This is a genomic window from Hydrogenophaga luteola (assembly GCF_042648585.1).
In the GTDB taxonomy this organism is placed as follows: Bacteria; Pseudomonadota; Gammaproteobacteria; order Burkholderiales; family Burkholderiaceae_C; genus Hydrogenophaga; species Hydrogenophaga luteola.
On record NZ_JBHRXX010000001.1, the window covers coordinates 715,273 to 734,776 of the forward strand.

24 protein-coding genes are annotated in these 19,504 nt (G+C 67.2%); 3 read left to right on the forward strand and 21 right to left on the reverse strand.

Annotation, left to right across the window (positions count from 1 at the left end):
* Nucleotides 1-65: 65 nt before the first annotated feature.
* Genes ACFOPI_RS03495 through ACFOPI_RS03580 form a run of 18 tightly spaced genes read right to left on the reverse strand, consistent with a single transcriptional unit; the run spans nucleotide 66 to nucleotide 13,988 of the window.
* A complete protein-coding gene (locus ACFOPI_RS03495) occupies nucleotides 66-866 on the reverse strand; it encodes a 2-keto-4-pentenoate hydratase (protein ID WP_382170811.1) in 801 nt (266 codons plus the stop codon).
* Nucleotides 867-876: 10 nt separating this feature from the next.
* Nucleotides 877-1,110 carry a 2-hydroxymuconate tautomerase gene (locus tag ACFOPI_RS03500; RefSeq protein WP_382170813.1) on the reverse strand — a complete coding sequence of 78 codons (234 nt, stop codon included), beginning with the start codon at nucleotides 1,108-1,110 and terminating at the stop codon, nucleotides 877-879.
* Nucleotides 1,082-2,122, reverse strand: a complete 1,041-nt coding sequence (gene dmpG, locus ACFOPI_RS03505; protein ID WP_382170816.1) for a 4-hydroxy-2-oxovalerate aldolase — start codon at nucleotides 2,120-2,122, stop codon at nucleotides 1,082-1,084. Before dmpG ends, ACFOPI_RS03500 begins: the two co-directional genes overlap by 29 nt.
* 14 nt (nucleotides 2,123-2,136) lie before the next feature.
* Complete coding sequence (locus tag ACFOPI_RS03510) at nucleotides 2,137-3,048, reverse strand: acetaldehyde dehydrogenase (acetylating) (protein WP_382170818.1); 912 nt, start codon at nucleotides 3,046-3,048, stop codon at nucleotides 2,137-2,139.
* Nucleotides 3,049-3,094: 46 nt separating this feature from the next.
* Nucleotides 3,095-3,694 (reverse strand): carboxymuconolactone decarboxylase family protein, encoded by a 600-nt coding sequence (locus tag ACFOPI_RS03515; RefSeq protein ID WP_382170820.1) that lies wholly within the window; start codon nucleotides 3,692-3,694, stop codon nucleotides 3,095-3,097.
* Nucleotides 3,695-3,703: 9 nt separating this feature from the next.
* Complete coding sequence (gene dmpH, locus ACFOPI_RS03520) at nucleotides 3,704-4,492, reverse strand: 2-oxo-3-hexenedioate decarboxylase (protein WP_382170823.1); 789 nt, start codon at nucleotides 4,490-4,492, stop codon at nucleotides 3,704-3,706.
* A 19-nt stretch (nucleotides 4,493-4,511) separates the two neighbouring features.
* Nucleotides 4,512-5,297, reverse strand: coding sequence for a 2-oxopent-4-enoate hydratase (dmpE, locus tag ACFOPI_RS03525; RefSeq protein ID WP_382170826.1), 786 nt, complete (start codon nucleotides 5,295-5,297; stop codon nucleotides 4,512-4,514).
* A gap of 25 nt (nucleotides 5,298-5,322) precedes the next feature.
* Nucleotides 5,323-6,183: an alpha/beta fold hydrolase gene (locus tag ACFOPI_RS03530; protein WP_382170829.1), complete on the reverse strand. Its 861-nt coding sequence runs from the start codon at nucleotides 6,181-6,183 to the stop codon at nucleotides 5,323-5,325.
* On the reverse strand, nucleotides 6,180-7,634 hold the full coding sequence (locus tag ACFOPI_RS03535) for a 2-hydroxymuconic semialdehyde dehydrogenase (protein WP_382170832.1): 1,455 nt from the start codon (nucleotides 7,632-7,634) through the stop codon (nucleotides 6,180-6,182). Before ACFOPI_RS03535 ends, ACFOPI_RS03530 begins: the two co-directional genes overlap by 4 nt.
* Nucleotides 7,635-7,659: 25 nt before the next feature.
* Nucleotides 7,660-8,091 carry a GlcG/HbpS family heme-binding protein gene (locus ACFOPI_RS03540; protein ID WP_382170835.1) on the reverse strand — a complete coding sequence of 144 codons (432 nt, stop codon included), beginning with the start codon at nucleotides 8,089-8,091 and terminating at the stop codon, nucleotides 7,660-7,662.
* A gap of 10 nt (nucleotides 8,092-8,101) precedes the next feature.
* Nucleotides 8,102-9,046 (reverse strand): catechol 2,3-dioxygenase, encoded by a 945-nt coding sequence (locus ACFOPI_RS03545; RefSeq protein ID WP_382170838.1) that lies wholly within the window; start codon nucleotides 9,044-9,046, stop codon nucleotides 8,102-8,104.
* Nucleotides 9,047-9,067: 21 nt separating this feature from the next.
* Nucleotides 9,068-9,439 carry a 2Fe-2S iron-sulfur cluster binding domain-containing protein gene (locus tag ACFOPI_RS03550; protein WP_382170840.1) on the reverse strand — a complete coding sequence of 124 codons (372 nt, stop codon included), beginning with the start codon at nucleotides 9,437-9,439 and terminating at the stop codon, nucleotides 9,068-9,070.
* Between the two features lie 5 nt (nucleotides 9,440-9,444).
* On the reverse strand, nucleotides 9,445-10,506 hold the full coding sequence (locus ACFOPI_RS03555) for an NADH:ubiquinone reductase (Na(+)-transporting) subunit F (protein ID WP_382170843.1): 1,062 nt from the start codon (nucleotides 10,504-10,506) through the stop codon (nucleotides 9,445-9,447).
* A gap of 7 nt (nucleotides 10,507-10,513) precedes the next feature.
* Nucleotides 10,514-10,870, reverse strand: coding sequence for a phenol hydroxylase subunit P4 (locus tag ACFOPI_RS03560; RefSeq protein ID WP_382170846.1), 357 nt, complete (start codon nucleotides 10,868-10,870; stop codon nucleotides 10,514-10,516).
* Nucleotides 10,867-12,429, reverse strand: a complete 1,563-nt coding sequence (locus ACFOPI_RS03565; protein WP_382170849.1) for an aromatic/alkene/methane monooxygenase hydroxylase/oxygenase subunit alpha — start codon at nucleotides 12,427-12,429, stop codon at nucleotides 10,867-10,869. Before ACFOPI_RS03565 ends, ACFOPI_RS03560 begins: the two co-directional genes overlap by 4 nt.
* A gap of 22 nt (nucleotides 12,430-12,451) precedes the next feature.
* On the reverse strand, nucleotides 12,452-12,721 hold the full coding sequence (locus tag ACFOPI_RS03570; RefSeq protein ID WP_382170851.1) for an MmoB/DmpM family protein: 270 nt from the start codon (nucleotides 12,719-12,721) through the stop codon (nucleotides 12,452-12,454).
* A 25-nt stretch (nucleotides 12,722-12,746) separates the two neighbouring features.
* Entirely contained in the window at nucleotides 12,747-13,742 is a 996-nt protein-coding gene (locus ACFOPI_RS03575) for an aromatic/alkene monooxygenase hydroxylase subunit beta (RefSeq protein ID WP_382170854.1), read from the reverse strand.
* Between the two features lie 45 nt (nucleotides 13,743-13,787).
* Entirely contained in the window at nucleotides 13,788-13,988 is a 201-nt protein-coding gene (locus ACFOPI_RS03580) for a phenol hydroxylase subunit (protein ID WP_382170856.1), read from the reverse strand.
* Nucleotides 13,989-14,330: 342 nt separating this feature from the next.
* Here ACFOPI_RS03580 and ACFOPI_RS03585 point away from each other — a divergent pair, with 342 nt between their 5' ends.
* The 3 genes from ACFOPI_RS03585 to ACFOPI_RS03595 are packed head-to-tail and all read left to right on the forward strand — an operon-like array spanning nucleotide 14,331 to nucleotide 17,538.
* Nucleotides 14,331-16,010, forward strand: coding sequence for a sigma 54-interacting transcriptional regulator (locus tag ACFOPI_RS03585; RefSeq protein ID WP_382170860.1), 1,680 nt, complete (start codon nucleotides 14,331-14,333; stop codon nucleotides 16,008-16,010).
* A 10-nt stretch (nucleotides 16,011-16,020) separates the two neighbouring features.
* The gene (locus ACFOPI_RS03590; protein ID WP_382170862.1) at nucleotides 16,021-16,767 is read left to right on the forward strand and encodes a GntR family transcriptional regulator; all 747 of its coding nucleotides are present in this window, start codon (nucleotides 16,021-16,023) and stop codon (nucleotides 16,765-16,767) included.
* 48 nt (nucleotides 16,768-16,815) lie between these two features.
* Nucleotides 16,816-17,538, forward strand: a complete 723-nt coding sequence (locus ACFOPI_RS03595; RefSeq protein ID WP_382170865.1) for a hypothetical protein — start codon at nucleotides 16,816-16,818, stop codon at nucleotides 17,536-17,538.
* Nucleotides 17,539-17,553: 15 nt separating this feature from the next.
* Here ACFOPI_RS03595 and ACFOPI_RS03600 read toward each other — a convergent pair whose 3' ends face one another.
* Genes ACFOPI_RS03600 through ACFOPI_RS03610 form a run of 3 tightly spaced genes read right to left on the reverse strand, consistent with a single transcriptional unit; the run spans nucleotide 17,554 to nucleotide 19,434 of the window.
* On the reverse strand, nucleotides 17,554-18,174 hold the full coding sequence (locus ACFOPI_RS03600; protein ID WP_382170867.1) for a MarC family protein: 621 nt from the start codon (nucleotides 18,172-18,174) through the stop codon (nucleotides 17,554-17,556).
* A gap of 4 nt (nucleotides 18,175-18,178) precedes the next feature.
* On the reverse strand, nucleotides 18,179-18,679 hold the full coding sequence (locus ACFOPI_RS03605) for a MaoC family dehydratase (RefSeq protein ID WP_382170870.1): 501 nt from the start codon (nucleotides 18,677-18,679) through the stop codon (nucleotides 18,179-18,181).
* Nucleotides 18,676-19,434 (reverse strand): SDR family oxidoreductase, encoded by a 759-nt coding sequence (locus ACFOPI_RS03610; protein WP_382170872.1) that lies wholly within the window; start codon nucleotides 19,432-19,434, stop codon nucleotides 18,676-18,678. The genes ACFOPI_RS03605 and ACFOPI_RS03610 overlap by 4 nt, the downstream gene beginning before the upstream one ends.
* Nucleotides 19,435-19,504: the final 70 nt, after the last annotated feature.

Here is a 19,504-nt window from a genome sequence, read left to right on the forward strand (position 1 = left end):
TTTTCACCGCGTTATTCGCATTGATTTCAGATTGTGCCAGCGATTTGCTGATGTAGTTGATACCGTCAGCGACGGTGAACTGATAGGTCAATTGCACTCACGTCCATCACCGAAAACACCCCCACCAACCGCCCACCCACCTCCAGCGCACAAGCTCTGGTCAACCCACCCGTAATCACCCAATCCCCCGCCTCCAGCCGCTGATCGAACGCAGCCAGTTCCCGCGCCAGCCGCGCCACAGCATCCAGCGGGTGGCCGTCGGCGTCGGCGCCCACGCCCTGGCCCAGCGTGTGGTCGCTGCCGTCGTGCAGGCGCACCGCCACGGTGTCGAGCGCCATCAGGTCGGTCACCGGCAGGCGCGGCCCGACGACGACCTGGCCGGCGGACGAGTTGTCGGCGGTGTTCTGTTCGAGGTTGAAGCGGTAGCCGGTCCAGGTGGAGTGCACGACTTCGAGGCAGGCGTAGGCGCCTTCCACGGCGGCGGCCACGGTGTGGCGGTCGACGGGCGCCTGCCGCGCGTCGAGGGCGGTCTTCAGGCGCAGCCCGATCTCGGGTTCGACCCGCGGTTGCACCAGGCGCTCGTGCACCGCGTCGCCCGAGGCCAGCAGCATCCAGTCTGTCAGCGGCCCGATGTTGGGTCGGTCAATGCCCATCTGGCGGCGCATCACCTCCGAGGTGTAGCCCAGCTTCCACCCGACGACGCGCTCGCCGGCGGCCAGGCGCAGGCCGAGCAGCACGCGCTGGATGGCGTAAGCGGTGGCGAGGTCGGGCGAGCCGATGGTGGCCTCGGCGTCCAGCGTGCGCCCGGCCTGGCGGGCGGCCCAGATGCGTTCGGCGGCCTCGGCCACCGCGCCGGGCGCGGTCATGGCGCGGGCCCTAGCGCCCGAGGTCTTTGGCGCTGACGCCCGCGATGCCCCAGTTCTCCTTGGGCATCTCGTGGATCCAGACGCGAATCGTTTCCTTCTTCGCGTCGGTCGCCTCGTGCAGCGCCTGGGTGACCTTCTCGATCACGGCCTTCTTCTGCTCGGGCGTGCGGCCTTCGAGCATGTAGATCTGTGCGAATGGCATGGTGGTTGTCTCCTCAGGCAGCGCGCCGCTGCTCGCGCGCATCGCGCGCACGGGCCATGGTCATCGCGGTGTCTTCGATCATGTCTTCCTGGCCGCCGACCATCTTCTTGCGGCCCAGCTCGACCAGGATGTCGCGCGCCGACAGGCCGTACTTGACGGCGGCGCGCTTGGCGAACAGCAGGAAGCTGCCGTACACGCCGGCGTAGCCCAGGGTGAGCGCGTCGCGGTCGATGCGGATCGGGAAGTCCATGATGGGCGTCACCAGGTCTTCGGCCACATCCTGGATCTTCCAGACGTCGACGCCGGTCTGCACGCCCATGCGGTCGAGCACGGCGACCAGCACTTCCATGGGGGTGTTGCCCGCGCCCGCGCCGAGGCCGGCGGCCGCGGCGTCGATGCGGTTGGCGCCGCACTCGATGGCGGCGACCGAATTGGCGATGCCCATGGCCAGGTTGTGGTGGCCGTGGAAGCCCAGCTCGGTCTCGGGTTTGAGCGCATCGCGCACTGCCTGCAGGCGGGCCTTCACGTCACCGGGCAGCATGTAGCCGGCCGAGTCGGTGATGTAGATGCAGTTGGCGCCGTAGCCTTCCATCAGCCTGGCCTGTTTCACCAGACCCTCGGGGCTGTTCATGTGGGCCATCATCAGGAAGCCGACGGTGTCCATGTCGAGCTTGCGCGCGTAGGTGATGTGCTGCTCGCTCACATCGGCTTCGGTGCAGTGCGTGGCCACGCGGATGGTGTGCACGCCCAGGCCGTGCGCCATCTTCAGGTGGTCGACGGTGCCGATGCCGGGCAGCAGCAGGGCCGAAACCTTGGCCTGCTTCATCAGCGGGATCACGGTGCCCAGGTACTCCTCGTCGCTGTGGGCCGGGAAGCCGTAATTGACGCTGGAGCCGCCCAGGCCGTCGCCGTGGGTCACCTCGATCAGCGGCACACCGGCGGCGTCCAGGCCGCAGGCGATGCTCTTCATCTGGTCGAGCGTCATCAGGTGGCGCTTGGGGTGCATCCCGTCGCGCAGGGTCATGTCGTGCAGGGTGATTTTTTGCTGGCTCATGGTTGTCTTCTCCTTCAAGCGGCGACGGGTTCGAGAACGAGTTCGCCTTTGAGAATCTCCTCTGCGAACATTTCCGCCGTGCGCGCGGCGGCGGCGGTCATGATGTCGAGGTTGCCGGCGTACTTGGGCAGGTAGTCGCCCAGGCCCTCGACCTCCATGAAGACGGAGACACGGTTGCCGTCGAAGACGGGGCCGTTGACCAGCTGGTAGCCCGGCACGTACTTCTGCACTTCCTTGATCATGTCGTGGACGCTCTTGGTGATCGCGGCCTCGTCGGGCTTGCCCTCGACCAGGCAGTGCACCGTGTCGCGCATGATCAGCGGCGGCTCGGCCGGGTTGATCACGATGATGGCCTTGCCCTTCTTGGCGCCGCCCACCTTCTCGACCGCGCCGGCCGTGGTGCGGGTGAATTCGTCGATGTTCTTGCGCGTGCCGGGGCCGACCGATTTGGACGACACAGTGGCGACGATCTCGCCGTAGGCCACGGGCTGCACGCGGCTGACGGCGTAGACCATGGGAATCGTCGCCTGGCCACCGCAGGTGACCATGTTCACGTTCATCTCGCGCTGGCCGACGTGCTGCTTGAGGTTGACCGGCGGCACGCAGTAGGGGCCGATGGCCGCGGGCGTGAGGTCGATCATCATCGCGCCCTGTTCGTTGACCTTGCGCGAGTTCTCGGCGTGCACGTAGGCGCTGGTGGCGTCGAACACGATCTGCACACCGTCGGTCTTCATGTGCGGGATCAGGCCGTCCACGCCGTCGGCGGTGGTCTTGATGCCCATTTCCTTGGCGCGCTTGAGGCCGTCGGAGTTGGGGTCGATGCCCACCATCCACACGGGTTCCAGCACGGGGCTGCGCTGCAGCTTGGCCAGCAGGTCGGTGCCGATGTTGCCGGGCCCGATCAGGGCGCACTTGATCTTCTTCATCGTTGAGGTTTCCAGTTGAATCGAAAGGGGGATGCCGCCGGCCAGCTCAGGGGCCGGGGGCGTGTTTGCCGGGTTGCCAGCCGCTGGCGCTCAGGTGTTTGTCGGCCAGTTCCAGGGGGTCGCGTTCCAGGGTGGTGGCCATCGAATCGTTCCAGCGGTTGAAGTAGCCGAACAGGCTGACCACGCCCAGGATCTCGACGATCTGGCCCTCGGTCCAGTGCGCCTGCAAGCGCTGGAACAGGGCATCGTCCACCGCATTGGGCTGGCTGGCGGCGGCGAAGGCAAAGTCGATCGCCACGCGCTCGGCCTCGCTGAACAGTGGACTGCGGTGGTACTCGGGCAGCGCGGCCAGCTTGTCGGCCGAGACGCCGTGGCGCATCGCGCTGGTGCCGGTGTGGGCGCGGCAGTAGAGGCAGCCGGCGGCCATGCTCGCCGTGTGGCCCAGCAGCCGCTTGAGGCCCAGGTCGACCTCGCCCTTGGGGTCGTAGACGCCGCGGGACAGCGCGATCAGGCCGCGCGCCAGGGACGGGCGCCGCGCCATCGTCAGCAGGCTGTTGGGCACGAAGCCCAGCGTGCGCTCGAAGAACGCAAAGTCGTCGTCCAGTTCGGGCGCCGCGTCCCGCGGCAGGGGGTCGAGCCGGGCCATGGTGTCTCCTCAGGCAAAGCGCATGGCCACGGTGCCCAGGTCCTGGAAGCGCACGTTCACGCTGTCGCCTGCCTGCACCGCAATGGCTTCGGTCACGCCGCCGGTCATGATGAAGCTGCCGGCCGGGATCTCCTGGCCGCGTGCGCCCAGGTGGTTGGCCAGGGCGGCGATGGCGGCGGCCGGGTGGCCCATCACGGCGGCGCCGGCGGCCATGGCCACGATCTGGCCGTTCTTCTCCAGCACCACGCCCAGCGTGCGCAGGTCCAGCTCGTCCACGCGGCGCGAGCGGCCGCCGATGACGAAGCGCGAGGCCGAGGTGTTGTCGGCGATCACGCTCTTGAGGTCGAACTTGAAGTCGCGGTAGCGGCTGTCGATGATCTCCACGCCGGGGATCACGAAGTCGATCGCGGCCATCACGGCGCCGACGTGGCAGCCCGGGCCCTTGAGCGCCGACTTGGTGACGACGCAGATCTCGGCCTCGACCTTGGGGTGGATGAGTTCGGCGGTCCGGATGTCGCTGCCTTCAGCGCAGGCCATGTAGTCGCTGACGAAGCCGAACACCGGCGTGTCCACGCCCATCTGCTTCATCTTGGCGTACGAGGTCAGGCCGCACTTGAGGCCGACGGTCTTGTTGCCACGGCCTTCCTTGCGCGCACGGATGATGTCCTGGATCGCGTAGGCGTCGTCCCAGTCCATGTCGGGGTACTCGTCGGTGATCTTGGTGACGTCGTGCGCCTTCAGCTCGGCGCTTTCCAGGTGTTCGGCGAGCTGGGCGAGGGTGTTGTTGTCGAGTTTCATGTGCTGGTTTCCTTCCCGCTCAGGCGACGAAACGCACGGACGTGCCACCGAGGCCGCCGACGCTGCAGTACAGGCTGTCGCCCGCGACCACGGGGACCAGCGGGGACTGCGAACCCGAGAGGATGATGTCGCCCGCCTTGAGGCCGATGCCCAGGCGGCCGAGCGTGTTGGCCAGCCAGGCCACTGCGTTGACCGGCGAGCCCTGCACCGAGGCGCCGCAGGACGTGCTGATGATTTCGCCGTTCTTCTCCAGCACCATGCCGGCCAGCGCGAGGTCGAGGTCGCGCGGGCTCTTGCGCAGGCCGCCGAGCGTGAGTACGCCGCACGAGGCGTTGTCGGCCACGGTGTCCTGGATCTTGATCTTCCAGTCCTTGATGCGCGAGTCCACGATCTCGAAGCAGGGCATCACGCAGTCGGTGGCGCGCAGCACGTCGGCCGCGGTCACGCCAGGGCCTTCGAGGTCGCGCGCCAGGATGAAGGCGACCTCGGCCTCGGCCTTGGGCGCGATCATGGTGCTCACCGGGATCGGCTGGCCTTCGTTGTAGACCATGCCCGAGAGCAGGTGGCCGAAGTCGGGCTGGTTGACCTTGAGCATGTCCATCACGACCTTGCTGGTCACGCCGATCTTCTTGCCCACCACGTGTTCACCGGCGTCCAGGCGGCGCTGGATCATGCGCAGCTGGATCTGGTAAGCGTCCTCGATGGTGATGTCGCTCTCGCGGTCGGTGAGGGGAAGCACCGGCTCGCGGCTGAGCAGCGACTGGTACAGCTCGTCGCCGTACTGCTGGATCTTCTGTTTGTCCATGGTGTGTGTCGGAGGTTTGAAAAGGTCAGGCGGCCGACCGGGCGTCGGCTTCGGCCAGGAAGTTCGACACCAGCTGGGCGAAGCGCGCGGCGTGTTCGATCTGCGTCCAGTGGCCGCAGTGGCCGAACACGTGCAACTGGCTGTTGGGAATCCACTGGCTCAGGGTCAGCGAGTTCTGCAGCGGGATCACCTGGTCTTCACGGCCGTGCACGATCAGGGTCTCGTGCGGCAGCGCACGGATCGCGGCTTCGGGGGGGGCCATGGCGTCGACCCAGCGCTGGCGCGGGGCCGGGAACATGGCAGAGAAGGACTCCTGGAAACCGGGGCGGATGCTGGCCTGGTAGCGCAGCTCGGCCAGCTCGTCGGTCACGAGCGCGCGGCTGTGCGCGAAGACGTCGAGCAGCTTCTTCATCGTGTCCAGCGAGGGCTCGTAACCCCAGACCGCATCGAGGCCCGGCGTGATCGGGAACGGCACACCGACCGAGCCCATGAGCACCAGACGGCGCACACGCTGCGGCGCACGGATGGCCAGCGCCAGCGAGAGCGCGCCGCCGAAGCTGTTGCCGACCACGTCGGCCTGCTCGATGCCCATCGCGTTCATGAGGTCCAGCGCCTGCTGTACCCAGGTGTCCATGTTGTAGGTGATGCCCGCCGGGCGGTCGGTGTAGCCGAAGCCCACCATGTCGGGCGCGATGACGCGGCGGTCCTGTGCGATGACGGGCATGGCCAGGCGCCAGTTGGCCCAGGCGCTCACGCCGGGGCCGGAGCCGTGAATGAACAGCACCGGTGGCTGGCCCGGCTTCGATTCGCCGAGGTCGTGCACGTTGCTGTTGAACGCGCCCGTGCGGACGCTGCGGGCGACTTCGGGGTTGTGCGGTGCGTTCACAGTTTCACCATCACGTTTCTGAGTTCCGTGTAGAACTCGAGCGAGTGCACGCCGCCTTCGCGGCCGATGCCCGAGGCCTTGGCGCCGCCAAACGCGGTGCGCAGGTCGCGCAGGAACCAGCTGTTGATCCAGCACAAGCCGACCTCGATGGCTGCAGCCATGCGGTGGGCCTTGCCCAGGTCCTGGGTCCACACGGTGGTGGCCAGGCCGTAGTCGGTGGCGTTGGCCAGCGCGACGGCTTCCTCTTCGGTGTCGAAGGGCGCGATGTGGCAGCAGGGGCCGAAGATTTCTTCGCGGATCACACTGGCGCTCTCGGGCAGGCCGGTCCAGATGGTGGGCTGCACGAAGTGGCCGTGGGCGTATTCGCCGTCCATGGTCGGCGTGCCGCCGCCGGTGACGATGGTTGCGCCCTCGGCCTTGGCCTTGGCGTAGTACGACAGCACCTTGGCCTTGTGTTCGGCCGAGATCAGCGGGCCGATGCCCACGCCCGGCATGTCGGGTCCGCCGATCTTCAGGCCCTCGGCCTTTTCCTTCAGCGCGGCGACGAACTTCTCGAAGATCGGGCGCTGCACGTAGACGCGCTCGGTGCCGAGGCACACCTGGCCGCAGTTCTCGAAGGCGCTGCGCGTGATGCCGGCAATCGCCTTGTCGAAGTCGGCGTCGGCGAACACGATGCCGGCGTTCTTGCCGCCGAGTTCGAACGAGACCGGGCGCACGCCCTTGGCGGCCGCGGCCATGATGGCCTCGCCGGTGCGGGTCTCGCCGGTGAAGGTGATGCCGTTGACGCCCGGGTGTTTCGTGATGAACTCGCCGGCCGAGCCGGGGCCGAAGCCGTGCAGCACCTGGTACACGCCCTTGGGCACGCCGACCGCGTTCATCACTTCGCCCAGCAGGGTCGCGGTGGCGGGCGTTTCTTCGGAGGGCTTGACGATGACGGTGTTGCCACAGGCCAGGGCCGGACCGACCTTCCAGGTCATCAGCAGCAGCGGCAGGTTCCAGGGGCAGATCACGCCGACCACGCCCAAGGGCGTGCGCACGCCGTAGCTGATGGCCGTGCCGCCGTCGGGCGTGGTCATCTGGAAGCTCTCGGTCGGCACGTTCTTGACGATGTCCGCGAAAACCTTGAAGTTGGCCGCACCGCGCGGGATGTCGATGTGCGAAGCCAGCGAGCGCGGCTTGCCGGTGTCGGCCAGTTCGGCGGCGAGGAAGTCGTCGAAGCGGCGGTTGATCTCGTCGGCCACCGCGTGCAGCAGCTCGGAGCGCTTGACCACGCTCATGCGACCCCACTCGCCCTTGAGCGCCGCGCGGCCAGCGGCCACGGCCGCGTCGACCTCGCGCTGGCCGGCTTCGTGCACCTGCCCCACCACTTCGTTGGTGGCGGGGTTGCGGTTTTCGAAGGTCTTGGCGGTGGCGACAAATTCGCTGTTGATGAAGTTGTGGAACTGTTTCATGGGAGCACAGAGCGGAAGTTGGAAATCAGGGGTGGGCCAGACCCAGGGCGGCCAGTCCGGCGGCGGCGCAGGCTTCGTCCTGCTCGGCCGAACCGCCGGAGACACCGATGCCGCCGATGCGGCGGCCGTTCTCGACCAGCGGCAGTCCACCGCCGAACAGCACCAGGCGCTGGCGCTGGTTCAGGCCGATGCGCAGCAGCTCGTCTTCGCCGATCACACCGCCCCATTTCGAAGTGGGGAAGCCGAAGCTGGCCGCGGTGTAGGCCTTGTCGATGGCGATGTCGATCGAATGCAGGAAGGCGCCGTTCATGCGCAGGAAAGCCATCAGCGTGCCGCTGCCGTCGGTTACCGCCACGTTGATGGCGATGCCCAGCGTGCGCGCGTGGCCGACCGCGGCGGCCACGGCGGCGTGGGCCGCCGTGGTGCCGATCTGTGCGGTGTCGACAGACAGGGACATGGCCGGCGGATCAGGTGTACACGTCGGTAAAAGAAGGCACCGCTTCACCCGTGTGATAGAAGATCCCGCTCCACAGCTGGTCCTCGGTCCAGGTCGTCACCGGCCGGTCGCGCTGGGCCAGGTACCCCAGGCCGGCGAAGGTCTCGTTGCGGTTGCCGCTGGGGTCGAAGAAGTAGATCGTCTCGCCGCGGGTGATGCCGTGGCGCGTCGGGGCGACGTCGATCTTGGTCTTGTTCTTCGCCATCACGTCGGCCGACTTCAGCACGTCGTGCCACGAATCGAGGAAGAAGGCGATGTGGTGCAGGCCGCTCTTGGCGCCGCCGACAAAGGCGATGTCGTGCGGCGTGGTGGTGCGGGCCATCCAGGTCGCGGCCTGGATGCTGCCGTCCGGGCCGACCACGACCTGCTCGGTCAGGAAGAAGTCCAGCGCTTCGGTCATGAAGCGGGTGTTGTCGGCGACCGTGTTGATGCCCTCGGCGGGGTTCATCTCGCACATCAGCAGCAGGTGGTCCAGCCAGTGCACGCCCGCACCCTTGAGGCCGTCCGGCCACGGGTCGGGGTTGGTGGTGCCGACCTCGGTGCCCACGTACTCCTTCATCGCGTACAGGCGCATCTCGTGGCCGCTGGGCAGGTTGAACTGCAGCATGCGGCCGGTGGAGGGCAGGGTGCCTTCGGGCAGCACGGTGGTCTTCACGCCCCAGGCCTCGACCTTCTTCTGCAGCTCGTCGAGGTCGCTGTCCTTCTCGACCTTGTAGGCCACGTGGTTCAGGCCGGCCTGGTCCGAAGGGGTCAGCACCAGCGAGTACTTGTCCCACTCGTCCCAGCACTTGAGGTAGACGTTGCCCGCCTTGTCCTTCATGGTCGTCTTCATGCCCAGCACGTTCTCGTAGTGCCTGACGGCGGCGTCCATGTCCATCACTTTCAGGCTCGCGTGCCCGATGCGCATCACACCCATGTTGTGTCTCCTGGTGGTTGATTACTGCTGTTGAGGAATGGGGCTTGCAGTCGCAGACTCTGCGCGCCCTTTTGAAAACGGTTTGTTCAGCTTGCCGGCCACTTCGAGCTGCACCGGTGTCTGCGGCGCCACGCGGCAGGCCAGCGTGTAGCCCTGGCACTCTTCATCGAGGGTCACGTGGGCGCGGCTGATCGGACCCAGGGCCTTGATGTCGCCGGCGAGGATGCGCACCTTGCACACCCCGCAGCCGCCATTGACGCAGCCCACGGGGATGCCCTTGCGACCCAGCCGCACCATGCCCGTGAGCAGGCTCTCGTTGCCGGCGCAGGGAAAGGTCTCGTCCGTCTGGGCGACGTGCACCGCGAACTTGGGGCGGGAATCGAAGATCGACATGGCGGTCACACACGCTGAAAGAGAGGGCTGCGCGTGGCCTGTGCGTCGGCAGCCGAGAGGAACTTCTCGGTGTAGATGTCGCGCTCGAACAGGCGGCCCTGCATCAGCGTCGTGATGCAGGCTTCGATCATGGGCGGCGGCCCGCACAGGTAGGCCTTGCGACCGGCGAAGTTGCCGCTGAAGTGCGCCTTGGCCGCCTCGTGCACGAAGCCGCGCGCGCCGTCCCAGTCCGAGCCTTCGGGCTCCTGCGAGAGCGCCGGCACGTACGTGAAGTTGGCGTGCTGAGCGGCCAGCGCGCGGAACTCGGCGTCGTAGTACAGCTCTTCGCGCGAACGTTGTCCGTAGACCAGGGTGATCGGCAGCGTGCAGCCCCGCGCGAGCAGGTCCACGATCATCGAACGCGGACTCGACAGCCCCGAGCCGCCGGCCATGAACAGCATGGGCTGTTGCGCCGATTCGCGCACAAAGAAGCGGCCGTAGGGGCCGGCCGCACGCAGACGGTCACCGGTCTTGAGCTGTTCGTGCAGCCAGGTGGTGCCGGCACCGCCGGGCAGCCTGCGCACGTTCAGCTCGATGCTCTTCGTGGCGTTCACATCGGCGGGGTGGTTGGCGATCGAGAAGGCGCGGCTGCCCACGCCCGGGATGTCCACCTGCACGTACTGCCCCGCCTGAAAGTCGATGGCTTTGTCGAGCTGCAGATGGATCGCCTTGATGGTCGGCGTGAGGTCGTCGATGCGCGCGACGGTGGCGGCAAAGTCGCGCACCGGGATCACGCGCGCATCGGGCTCCTCGTCGATCTCGGCCTCGATGGTGGTGTCCGCCTGCAGCGTGGCGCAGCAGGCCAGGGTCTTGCCGTCGTCGCGTTCGAAGTCCATCAGCGCGAACGGGTTGGCCGCGCCGTGGTCCACCTCGCCGTCGCAGACCTGCACCTTGCAGGTGCCGCACAGGCCGTGGCCGCAGGCGTGCGGCAGGTAGATGCCCTGCCGCAGCGCCGCGTCCAGCACCGTCTGGCCTTCTTCGACCTCGATGGTCGCGCCCAGCGGCTCGATCGTCAGTTGGTAGCTCATGACCGGATCAGCTGAAACTGCCCTTGATGCCGGTGAGACCAGGGGTTCTGAAGCGGATCGCGTCCTTGTGCACCAGGCCGTTCTCGGCCAGCGACTTGGCCGGGTCGGGCGTCCAGGGCTGGCCGTTCTTCTTCCACTCGGCCTTGCTCCAGTGGATCTTCGCGAACTCGGGGTGGTAGCCGTAGATGCCGGGCAGGATCGCCGCCGACAGCGCGCCGAACGGTGTGTCCGGCGGCAGCGGCAGGCAGAACGGCGCGCAGAACATCAGGTGGTCTTCCCAGCCGATGTAGAGCAGGGGTGCGGGGAAGTTCTCGCGCACATCCTTGGGCGTGAACTCGTAGGGGGCGATGGCAACGACGCTCATTTCTGCGCTCCTTGGGTCAGGGGCTCGCCCTTCCAGGCAGCGAAGTTCTTCTGGTCTTCCGAACCTTCGAAGTCGAAGTTGTCGCGGCCCACTTCCATCTCGTAGTACTTGAGCACGGCCATCAGCGGGTCGAAGCCCTCGGCGGTCGGGTCGGTGCCTTCGGGGAAGCAGTGGCCCTGGTAGATCTGGTGCACCGGCAGCCAGCTCTGCACGTACTTCTCGGGCTCGTGGTCGAAGATGCTCTTGCAGTGGTCGCTGCAGAAGTGGTACTTGTAGGCCTTGTAGTCGCTCTCGCGGTAGCAGATCTTGCTGGCGTCACCCTCTTCGGTGAACAGCATCGGGATCTGGCAGGTGGTGCACAGCATCGGCAGCGTCTTGTTGTAGAAGCGGTTGCCGGCCTGCTGCTGCTCGCGGAAGTACTCGAAGCGCGGGCGGTAGTACTTGTCGAAGGTCTCGGGATACTTCTCCGACAGCCAGGCCATTTCCTCGTCGCTGGGAATCCAGGTGTGGAAGGGCGCGGCGGCGTTGTAGTTGTAGAAGGTGTTCCAGGCCTGGTGGCTGATGTGGTCCTTGCCTTCGCAGGCCTGCTTCCAGCCGGCCGGCTCACGGATGCCGTAGCGCGCCAGGTCCTTGAACAGGGCGCCGCCGTTTTCTTCGGCGTACATCTCCCAGGCTTCCTTCCAGCTCATCACGCGCTTGGGCAGCATGTAGTCCTGCATCATCGCGACCAGGGTCAGCAGGCGGTAGCCGCGCCAGAACCACTTGTCGATCCAGCGCTGCACGATGGGCACGTTGTCCGGGTCCTGCTCCAGCAGGAACTTGATGCACTCGATGCCCAGCGTCATGTGGCGGCTCTCGTCGGACTGGGCCGAGAAGCCGAAGGTCACGGTGGACATGTCGCCGTTGTGCGCCGCGCCGCTCATGAAGGGCACGAACAGCAGGTTGGTCAGCACGTACTCGAACGAGAAGCTGACGGCGGTCAGGAACTCGAACGGGCCGCCGGTGCAGGCGTCTTCGAAGAAGCTCTTCGGCACCGACAGGTACCACACGCGGTCGAACCAGTGGTTCGAGTGGTGCATGCCGTTGAAGTACTTGTTGTAGTGCGAGATCGCATGCGTCTCTGTCTGGTAATGGCGCAGTTCGTCGATGGACTGCATCTGCGCCGCCACACGCGCGCCTTCTCCGGTGAACTGCCGGCCCACATGGGCAAAGCCGCGGTGCGCGTAGTACTCCAGCGGTGTCACGCCCTGGATGAACAGCTTGAGCGCGTTGACGTAGCGCGCGTCGGCCACGCCGAGCTGGCCGTTGTTCTGCGCGAAGGCCTCGATGACCGCGTAGAGCTTCTTCTCCTTCTCGCCCTGGTACTTCCAGTAGGCGTCCATCGTGAGACGGAACGGGTCCTGCCACTTGTCCCAGTCGTGGATCTTGATGCCCTCGTACGTGTCGTACGGGAACACCTTGTCCATCGGCTGGTAGGTCGTCTCCCAGCCCAGGCCGCGGGTCATGGCGGCATAACGTTCCTTCAGGCCGAGTTTCTTGCTGGCAACGCGGGTGTCCATGTGTTGTCTCCTCTGTTGGGGTTCAGTGCTTCCAGCTGAGGGTCAGCTGGTCGTCGTCCTCGTCGATGTGGCCCGAGAGGGTGACGAGGTTGACGTGGATGGCTTGCAGGTCGTAGGGCCGGCCGGTGAGGCCCTCGATGGTTTCGCGGCGGATGGTCAGGCTGCCGGGCGCGTTGATCTTGACCAGGCCGGTGGGGTGGGTCAGCACCGCGTTCGGGTTGTCGGCCACGATGGCGTCGATCACCACGCGGGACTCTTCGTTGTGCTGGAAGGCGATGAATACGTCGGACATGTTGTGGTCTCCTGTTCAGGCCTGGTCAGGCGTTCACGCCGGTTTTGGTCAGGCGCGCCTGCAGCTGCACGCGGGCGTCGCTCAGCACGGTCTCGCCGACTTCGCCGAGCGCGAGACGCGCAATGGGCGAGAGCGCGGCCTGGGCGCGGTCCATCCAGTGGCCGGTCCACTCGCGCAGCAGGGCGCGGTTGGCGTCCGACTCGGCGCCCGCAGCCTTGATGACGGCATCGATCCAGCGCGCGGTTTCGTCGTGCCACTCGGGCATGAAGCTGGTGAGCATCGCGACGGCGGTGCCGCCCTGCAGCGCGACGTGGTCGTCCACGAAGGCACCGTAGATCAGCGGGTACAGCAGACCGTCCACAGCGAAGTTCTGCGCCACGAACAGCTCGAACGGGTCGCTGACCACGAAGCTGTCCTCCACCAGGCGGCGCAGGCCCTGCCACTCGGGTGCGTCCAGCCAGGCCTGCTTGCCGTCTTCGAGCGACTGCGGCTCGCCCAGCACCAGGCCCAGGCGGGTGAGGTACTGCGCCACGCCCAGGTTGTCCATCGCGTGGAACATGGCCGGCGCGGTGAAGGCCGTGCCGTAGCCGTAGGCGCAGATGGACGCGTTGTTCATGTTCGCGCCCCAGGCCGCGTGGCGCAGCGGCATCAGCACGGCCAGCGCTTTTTCGCGGATCGCGTCGGGCATCTTGCCGACCATGGCGCGCTGCTCGACGAACTGGAAGTTGGCTTCCATCGCGTCCTGCTGGCGCGCGCGGGCCATTGTCCAGGTCGCGTAATAGAACTGGCGCGGGTCCTTGAGCACGTACCAGTCGGCCAGCACGACCTTGCTGCGGCTGGCGTCGAAGAGCTCGTGGCCCGGGTCCCAGGTCGGCCGGTAGTGGAAGTTGGTCATCGGCTGCGCGCCGAAGGTGGCCTCCTGGTAGCGGCTGGCGGCCTTGTCGCCGCCGATGTATTTCGCCACGTGGGCGTAGGTCTGGCGCAGCGGCGTGATCTCCCGCGCCTGCAGGTCGATGTTCATCGGTGCTTGTCTCCGTGGTGGGTTGTGCGAACGGCTCTCGGGAACTCAGGTGTCCAGACGCTGCACCCGGTTGTTGGCGCAGAAGGCCTCGAAGGCCGGGGCGGGCAGCATCAGCTCCACCGCCAGCTCCGGCCAGCCGATCGAGAACTCGAAGGCGACCAGGCCGTCGGCCCGGCGTTCGATCACCCGCACGAAACGCAGCGAGGTGTCGACGGCGGGCAGGGTGGTGTCGGTGGTCTGGGGCATGGTGCTTGGGGCGGTCGGTGCGTTGTCGGACGCGTCCCCTTTCGCAGATGGCGTGCCAGCCGACCCGCGTTGAACCAAAAATCTCGATATTTCAGGGAAATCCCTGAGAAAAGGACCGATGTGCAGCGCAACATCCGGATCGCTTGACGCCTTTCGATAGCCTGATTCTTGGACTGTTGCGGCGCAGCACGCGGAAAAGATCACGATATGAAGAGGCCTGTTGGGCCTCAGTTGATCAAATGATCAATTCCCGGGGCTGCTTTACCGGCTTGCTGACCTGGGGCTGCTTCACAGAAAATATCGAGATTCCAGTCGCCGCGGAGCGACCCACCGGAGACACCTTTGGACCCCCACCTGACCTACCCGCCCGACAACGACCTGCGCCGCCTGCTGCGCTTCGAGCCGCACAGCGGCGCCATCTGGCTTGGCGAGCGGCGCATGGTGCTGCTGCACACCGCGGCGCTCACGGCGCTGCGCCACGACCTCATCACCTCGGTCGGGAAGGACCACGCGCGGCGCCTGCTCACGCGCATGGGCTACGCCTGCGGTCTGCACGACGCCGGCTTCGCGGCCAAGACGCGCGGCAAGAAGACGCTGGAAGACATGTTCCTGGTCGGGCCGCAGCTGCACATGCTGGAAGGGGCGGCGCGTGTAACGCCGGTGCGGCTGGAGATGGACGCCGCCGCCGGCCGCTTCGAGGGCCTGTTCCGCTGGGACGACTCGTGGGAGGCGCACGCGCACCGCCTGCAATATGGCGTGGTCGATGAGCCGGCCTGCTGGACCCTGCTGGGCTACGCCAGCGGCTACACCAGCGCCTTCATGGGGCGGCTGATCCTGTTCAAGGAAATCAAGTGTTCGGCCTGCGGCGACGACCATTGCCTGATCGAGGGCCGTCCCATCGACGACTGGCCCGACGGCGACGCGCACCGCCAGTACTTCGAGGACGACTCGCTGCTGGAGAAGATGGCCGCGCTGAGCCAGCAGGTCGAGGCGCTGAAGAACACGCTGGAGCCGGCCGAGTCGGGCGGCATGCTGGTCGGTGCCTCGGCGGGCTTCCAGCGCGCGCACGACCTGATGCGCCGCGCCGCCGCCACCCAGGTGACGGTGCTGCTGACCGGCGAGACCGGCGTGGGCAAGGAGCGTTTTGCGCGCGCGCTGCACGAACACTCCGAGCGAGCGGCCGGGCCGTTCGTGGCGGTGAACTGCGCGGCCCTGCCGGCCGAGCTCATCGAGGCCGAGCTGTTCGGTGTGGAGAAGGGCGCCTTCACCGGTGCGCACGCGGCGCGGGCCGGCCGCTTCGAGCGGGCCGAAGGCGGCACGCTGTTCCTCGACGAGGTGGGTGACCTGCCGCTGCCGGCGCAGGCCAAGTTGCTGCGTGTGCTGCAGGAGGGCGAGATCGAGCGCCTGGGCAGCGAGAGCGCGCGCAAGGTCAATGTACGACTCGTGGCCGCGACCAATGTCAACCTGGAAGCCGCGGTGGAGCGCGGGCAGTTCCGGCGCGACCTGTTCTACCGCCTCAACGTCTACCCGATCTGCATTCCGCCGCTGCGCGAGCGCACGAGCGACATCGAGCCGCTGGCGCGCCACCTGCTGGCGCGCTTCACCGCGTTGCACCAGAAGCGCCTGGGCGGCTTCAGCGACCGCGCGCTGCAGGCGCTCTCGCGCCACAGCTGGCCGGGCAATGTGCGCGAGCTGGAGAACCTGGTCGAGCGCGGCGTGATCCTGGCGGCGCAGGGCGGTGTGATCGAGGCCGAACACCTGTTTCCCAACCAGTCCGAACCGGCGCAGGACGGCATCGACCCGCAGGGCCGGTTGGCGCGCCGTGCGCCCGAGGACGAGCTGCGCCTGTGTGCGCAGGTGCTCGATGCGGGTGTGCCGATCGAGACCCTGGAGGCGCAGGTGCTGGCCCTGGCGGTCGAGCGCAGCCGCGGCAACCTGGCCGGTGCGGCCCGCATGCTGGGCATCAGCCGCGCGCAGCTGGCCTACCGGCTCAAACGCCAGCATCAACAGGACGCCGATTGAGGTCATCACCATGCTGCAAGACCTGCTTCAACCCGCCCACGCCGCCGGCCCCGCGCCGCGCAGCGAGGAACCCGAGCCGCGCACCCTCACCGAACGCGCCTACCGCGCGCTGCGCCACGACATCGTGTGCGGCGATCTGCGGCCGGGCCAGCGTCTGCGCGTGGAGCACCTCAAGGACCACTACGGCGTCGGCGCGGGCACGCTGCGCGAGGCGCTGGCGCTACTGGTCTCCGACGCGCTGGTCACGGTCGAGGGGCAGCGCGGCTACCGGGTCAGCGCGGTGTCGCTGGATGATCTGCGCGACCTGACCGACACGCGCGTGCGGCTGGAGACCGAGGCGCTGCGCCAGTCGATCCGCCTGGGCGACGCGGCCTGGGAGGCGGCCGTGCGCGGGGCTTTCGCGCAGCTCAGCGCGGCCGAGGAAGGCGGTGCCGGCCGCGACCCGGACCAGTGGGAGCGCGCCAACCGCCACTTCCACGAAACCCTGATCGCAGGCCACAGCTCACCCTGGACGCGGCATCTGCTGGACATCCTCTACCGCCACGGCGAGCGCTACCGCCACATCGCGATCCGCATCGGCGCAACGCCAGGCTTTGATCGCGACGTGCACGCCGAGCACGAGAGCATCTTTCTGGCGGCGATGGCGCGGCAGGAGGCCCGCGCCGCGCTGGCGCTGGAAGCCCACATCCGGCTGACCTGCGACATCCTGACCCGCCACGCCGACGCCGCGACAGGGGGCGGATTTAAGCCGGCTTAATACGGGTGGGGGTAGTATGACCATCCCCTTTTTCCACCCGCTCTGGTCATGAACATCCCACGCTTCCGAGTCCTGCCCTTGCTCGCCCTTGCCGCAGGCGCCTGTGCCTGGCCCGTCTGGGCCGCCGACCCCGTCACCGACGCCCTGCAGAAGGCCTACGTGCCCTACCGTGCGGCCCTGTTCAAGACCAATGCTGGCCAGGCCGGCGAATCGGCCGATGCGCTGAATCAGGCGCAACAGGCCTGGGCCCGGGTGACCCAGCTGGTGAAGTCTCAATCCACCGTGCCCTACGCCAACGATGCGCTGCTGGCGCGCACCCTGACCGGTGTCGAAGAGCACTATGCCAAGGCCGCGCAGCAGGTGGCAGCGGGACAGTTGCCCCAGGCCCATGACACGCTCGAAGGCGTGCGCGACCTCCTGAGCGAACTGCGGCGCCAGAACCAGGTGATCGTCTACAGCGACCACATGAACGCCTACCACGCCCAGATGGAACACCTGCTGGACGAAGGGCCGAAGTGGCTCAAGGCGGACGACGGTTTGCAGAAGCTGGCCGCGCAGGCCGGTGTGCTGAACTACCTGGCGGGTCTGCTCGCCAGTGAGGCTCCGGCGTCGGCGCAGTCCTCGGCGGAGTTCAAGGAGCTGCTGGGCGCGGTGACGCGATCGGTGGCGGCGCTGAACACGGCGGTGGCGGCGGGCGACAAGACCTTGATCGAGAAGGCCATCGGTCAGGTCAAGGCGCCCTACAGCAAGCTGTTCGTCAAGTTCGGCTGATCCGGGGCACCCTGCTCAGGTGCCCAGCGCCGGGAACAGCTTGACCAGCCCGGCGGCCATCACCTCCACCGCCAGCGCGGCCAGGATCAGGCCCATCAGCCGGGTCATCACGTTGATGCCAGTCTGGCCCAGGAAGCGGGCGATGGGCTTGGCCGCAGCGAAACACACGGCGGTGGCGAGCGCGATCACCACGCCATAGCCCACCAGGGCCGCGTGCTGGAAGAAGGTCTTGGCCTGGTCGGCGTAAATCACCACCGTGGACATGGTGGCCGGGCCGGTGAGCAGCGGAATGGTCAGCGGCACGACCGCGATGGAGGCCTTGGTGCCGGCGTCGTCCACCTCGCTCTTGGTGGCCTTGGCCTCGGCCGGCTGGGCGTTGAGCATGGACAGCGCCGAGGTCAGCAGCAGCATGCCGCCGCCCACCTGGAAGCTGGCCAGCGAGATGCTGAAGAACTCCAGCACCTGCAGGCCCATGATGGCGCAGGTGGCAATGACCACGAAGGCACTGAACGAGGAGATCAGGATGGTGCGCTTGCGCTGCGCCGCGCTGAAACCCTGCGTGTAGTGGATGAAGAACGGCACGATGGCCAAGGGGTTGACCAGGGCCAGCAGGGTGATGAGGGGCTTGAAATCCATCCCGCTATTGTGGGGGCGTACCTGGCTCTCTTCTTCTGAACATGCCGTAGCCCTCCATATGCAGCACCTTGTCGCCGTGCTGGTTGAACATCTCCCAGACGGTGCGCACCAGACCCACGTCCGGCCGTTTGCTCATGGCCCGCTTTTCGGTGATGGTGTGCTGCAGTCGCAGCACGTCGCCCGGGTAGACCGGCTTGGTCCACTTGAGACTCTCCAGGCCGGGCGAGCCGAGGCTGGAGGTCTCGTGCAGGAAGTTGGTCACCATCAGCCGCATGGCCATGGCGCAGGTGTGCCAGCCGCTCGCGCTGAGCGCCCCGAACACCGAAGCCTGGCCGCCTTCTTCGCTCAGGTGGAAGGGCTGCGGGTCGAACTGGCTGGCGAAGGCAATGATCTCTTCCTTCGTCGGCGAAATGCTGCCCAGGTCGCGCGTCTGTCCGACCTCCAGGTCTTCCCACCAGATCCTGATGTGCGGGCTGTTCTCGGGCGTGGTCGCGGTCATGTTCATCGTCCTCCGGATACGTCGATCAGGCTCATGGTGGTGTAGCTGGCGGCCGGTGACAGCAGCCAGGCGATGGCCTGCGCGACCTCGTCGGCGGTGCCGCCGCGCTGCATCGGCACCTGGTGCTTGAGCAGGTTCACCCGATCGGGGATGCCGCCCGAGGCGTGGATCTCGGTCTCGATCAGCCCGGGCCGCACCGCGTTGACGCGGATGCCTTCGGCCGCCACTTCCTTGGCCAGGCCGATGGTGAAGGTGTCGATGGCTCCTTTGCTGGCGGCGTAATCCACATACTGTCCCGGTGAGCCGATGCGCGAAGCGGCGCTGGAGACGTTGACGATGGCGCCGCCCTCGCCGCCATGCCGCGTGCTCATGCGCCGCACCGCTTCGCGCGCGCAAAGAAAGCTGCCGAACACGTTGATGTCGAACATGCGCTTCCAGCGCGCCGCGCTCATCTCGTCGACGCGCGCGGTCACGTCGACCACGCCGGCGTTGTTCACCAGGCCAGTGAGCCGGCCCAGCTTGGCATCGATCTTCTCGAACATGCGCAGCACCTGCGCCTCGTCGGCCACGTCGGCCTGCACGGTGATGGCGCTGCCACCGTCGGCGCGGATGGCGCGCACCACCTCGTCGGCGGACAGCGAGTTCGCCGTGTAGTTCACCGCCACGGCCCAACCTTCGCGCGCGGCCAGCCGCGCCGTCGCCGCGCCGATGCCCCGGCCGCCACCGGTCACCAGCAGCACCCCGTCGGACCCTGTGTTCATCCTGCACCCTCCTGACACCCTGTCATATTTGCGGTTACAACACGCTCCTGTCGAAACTTAACGCAGGTGA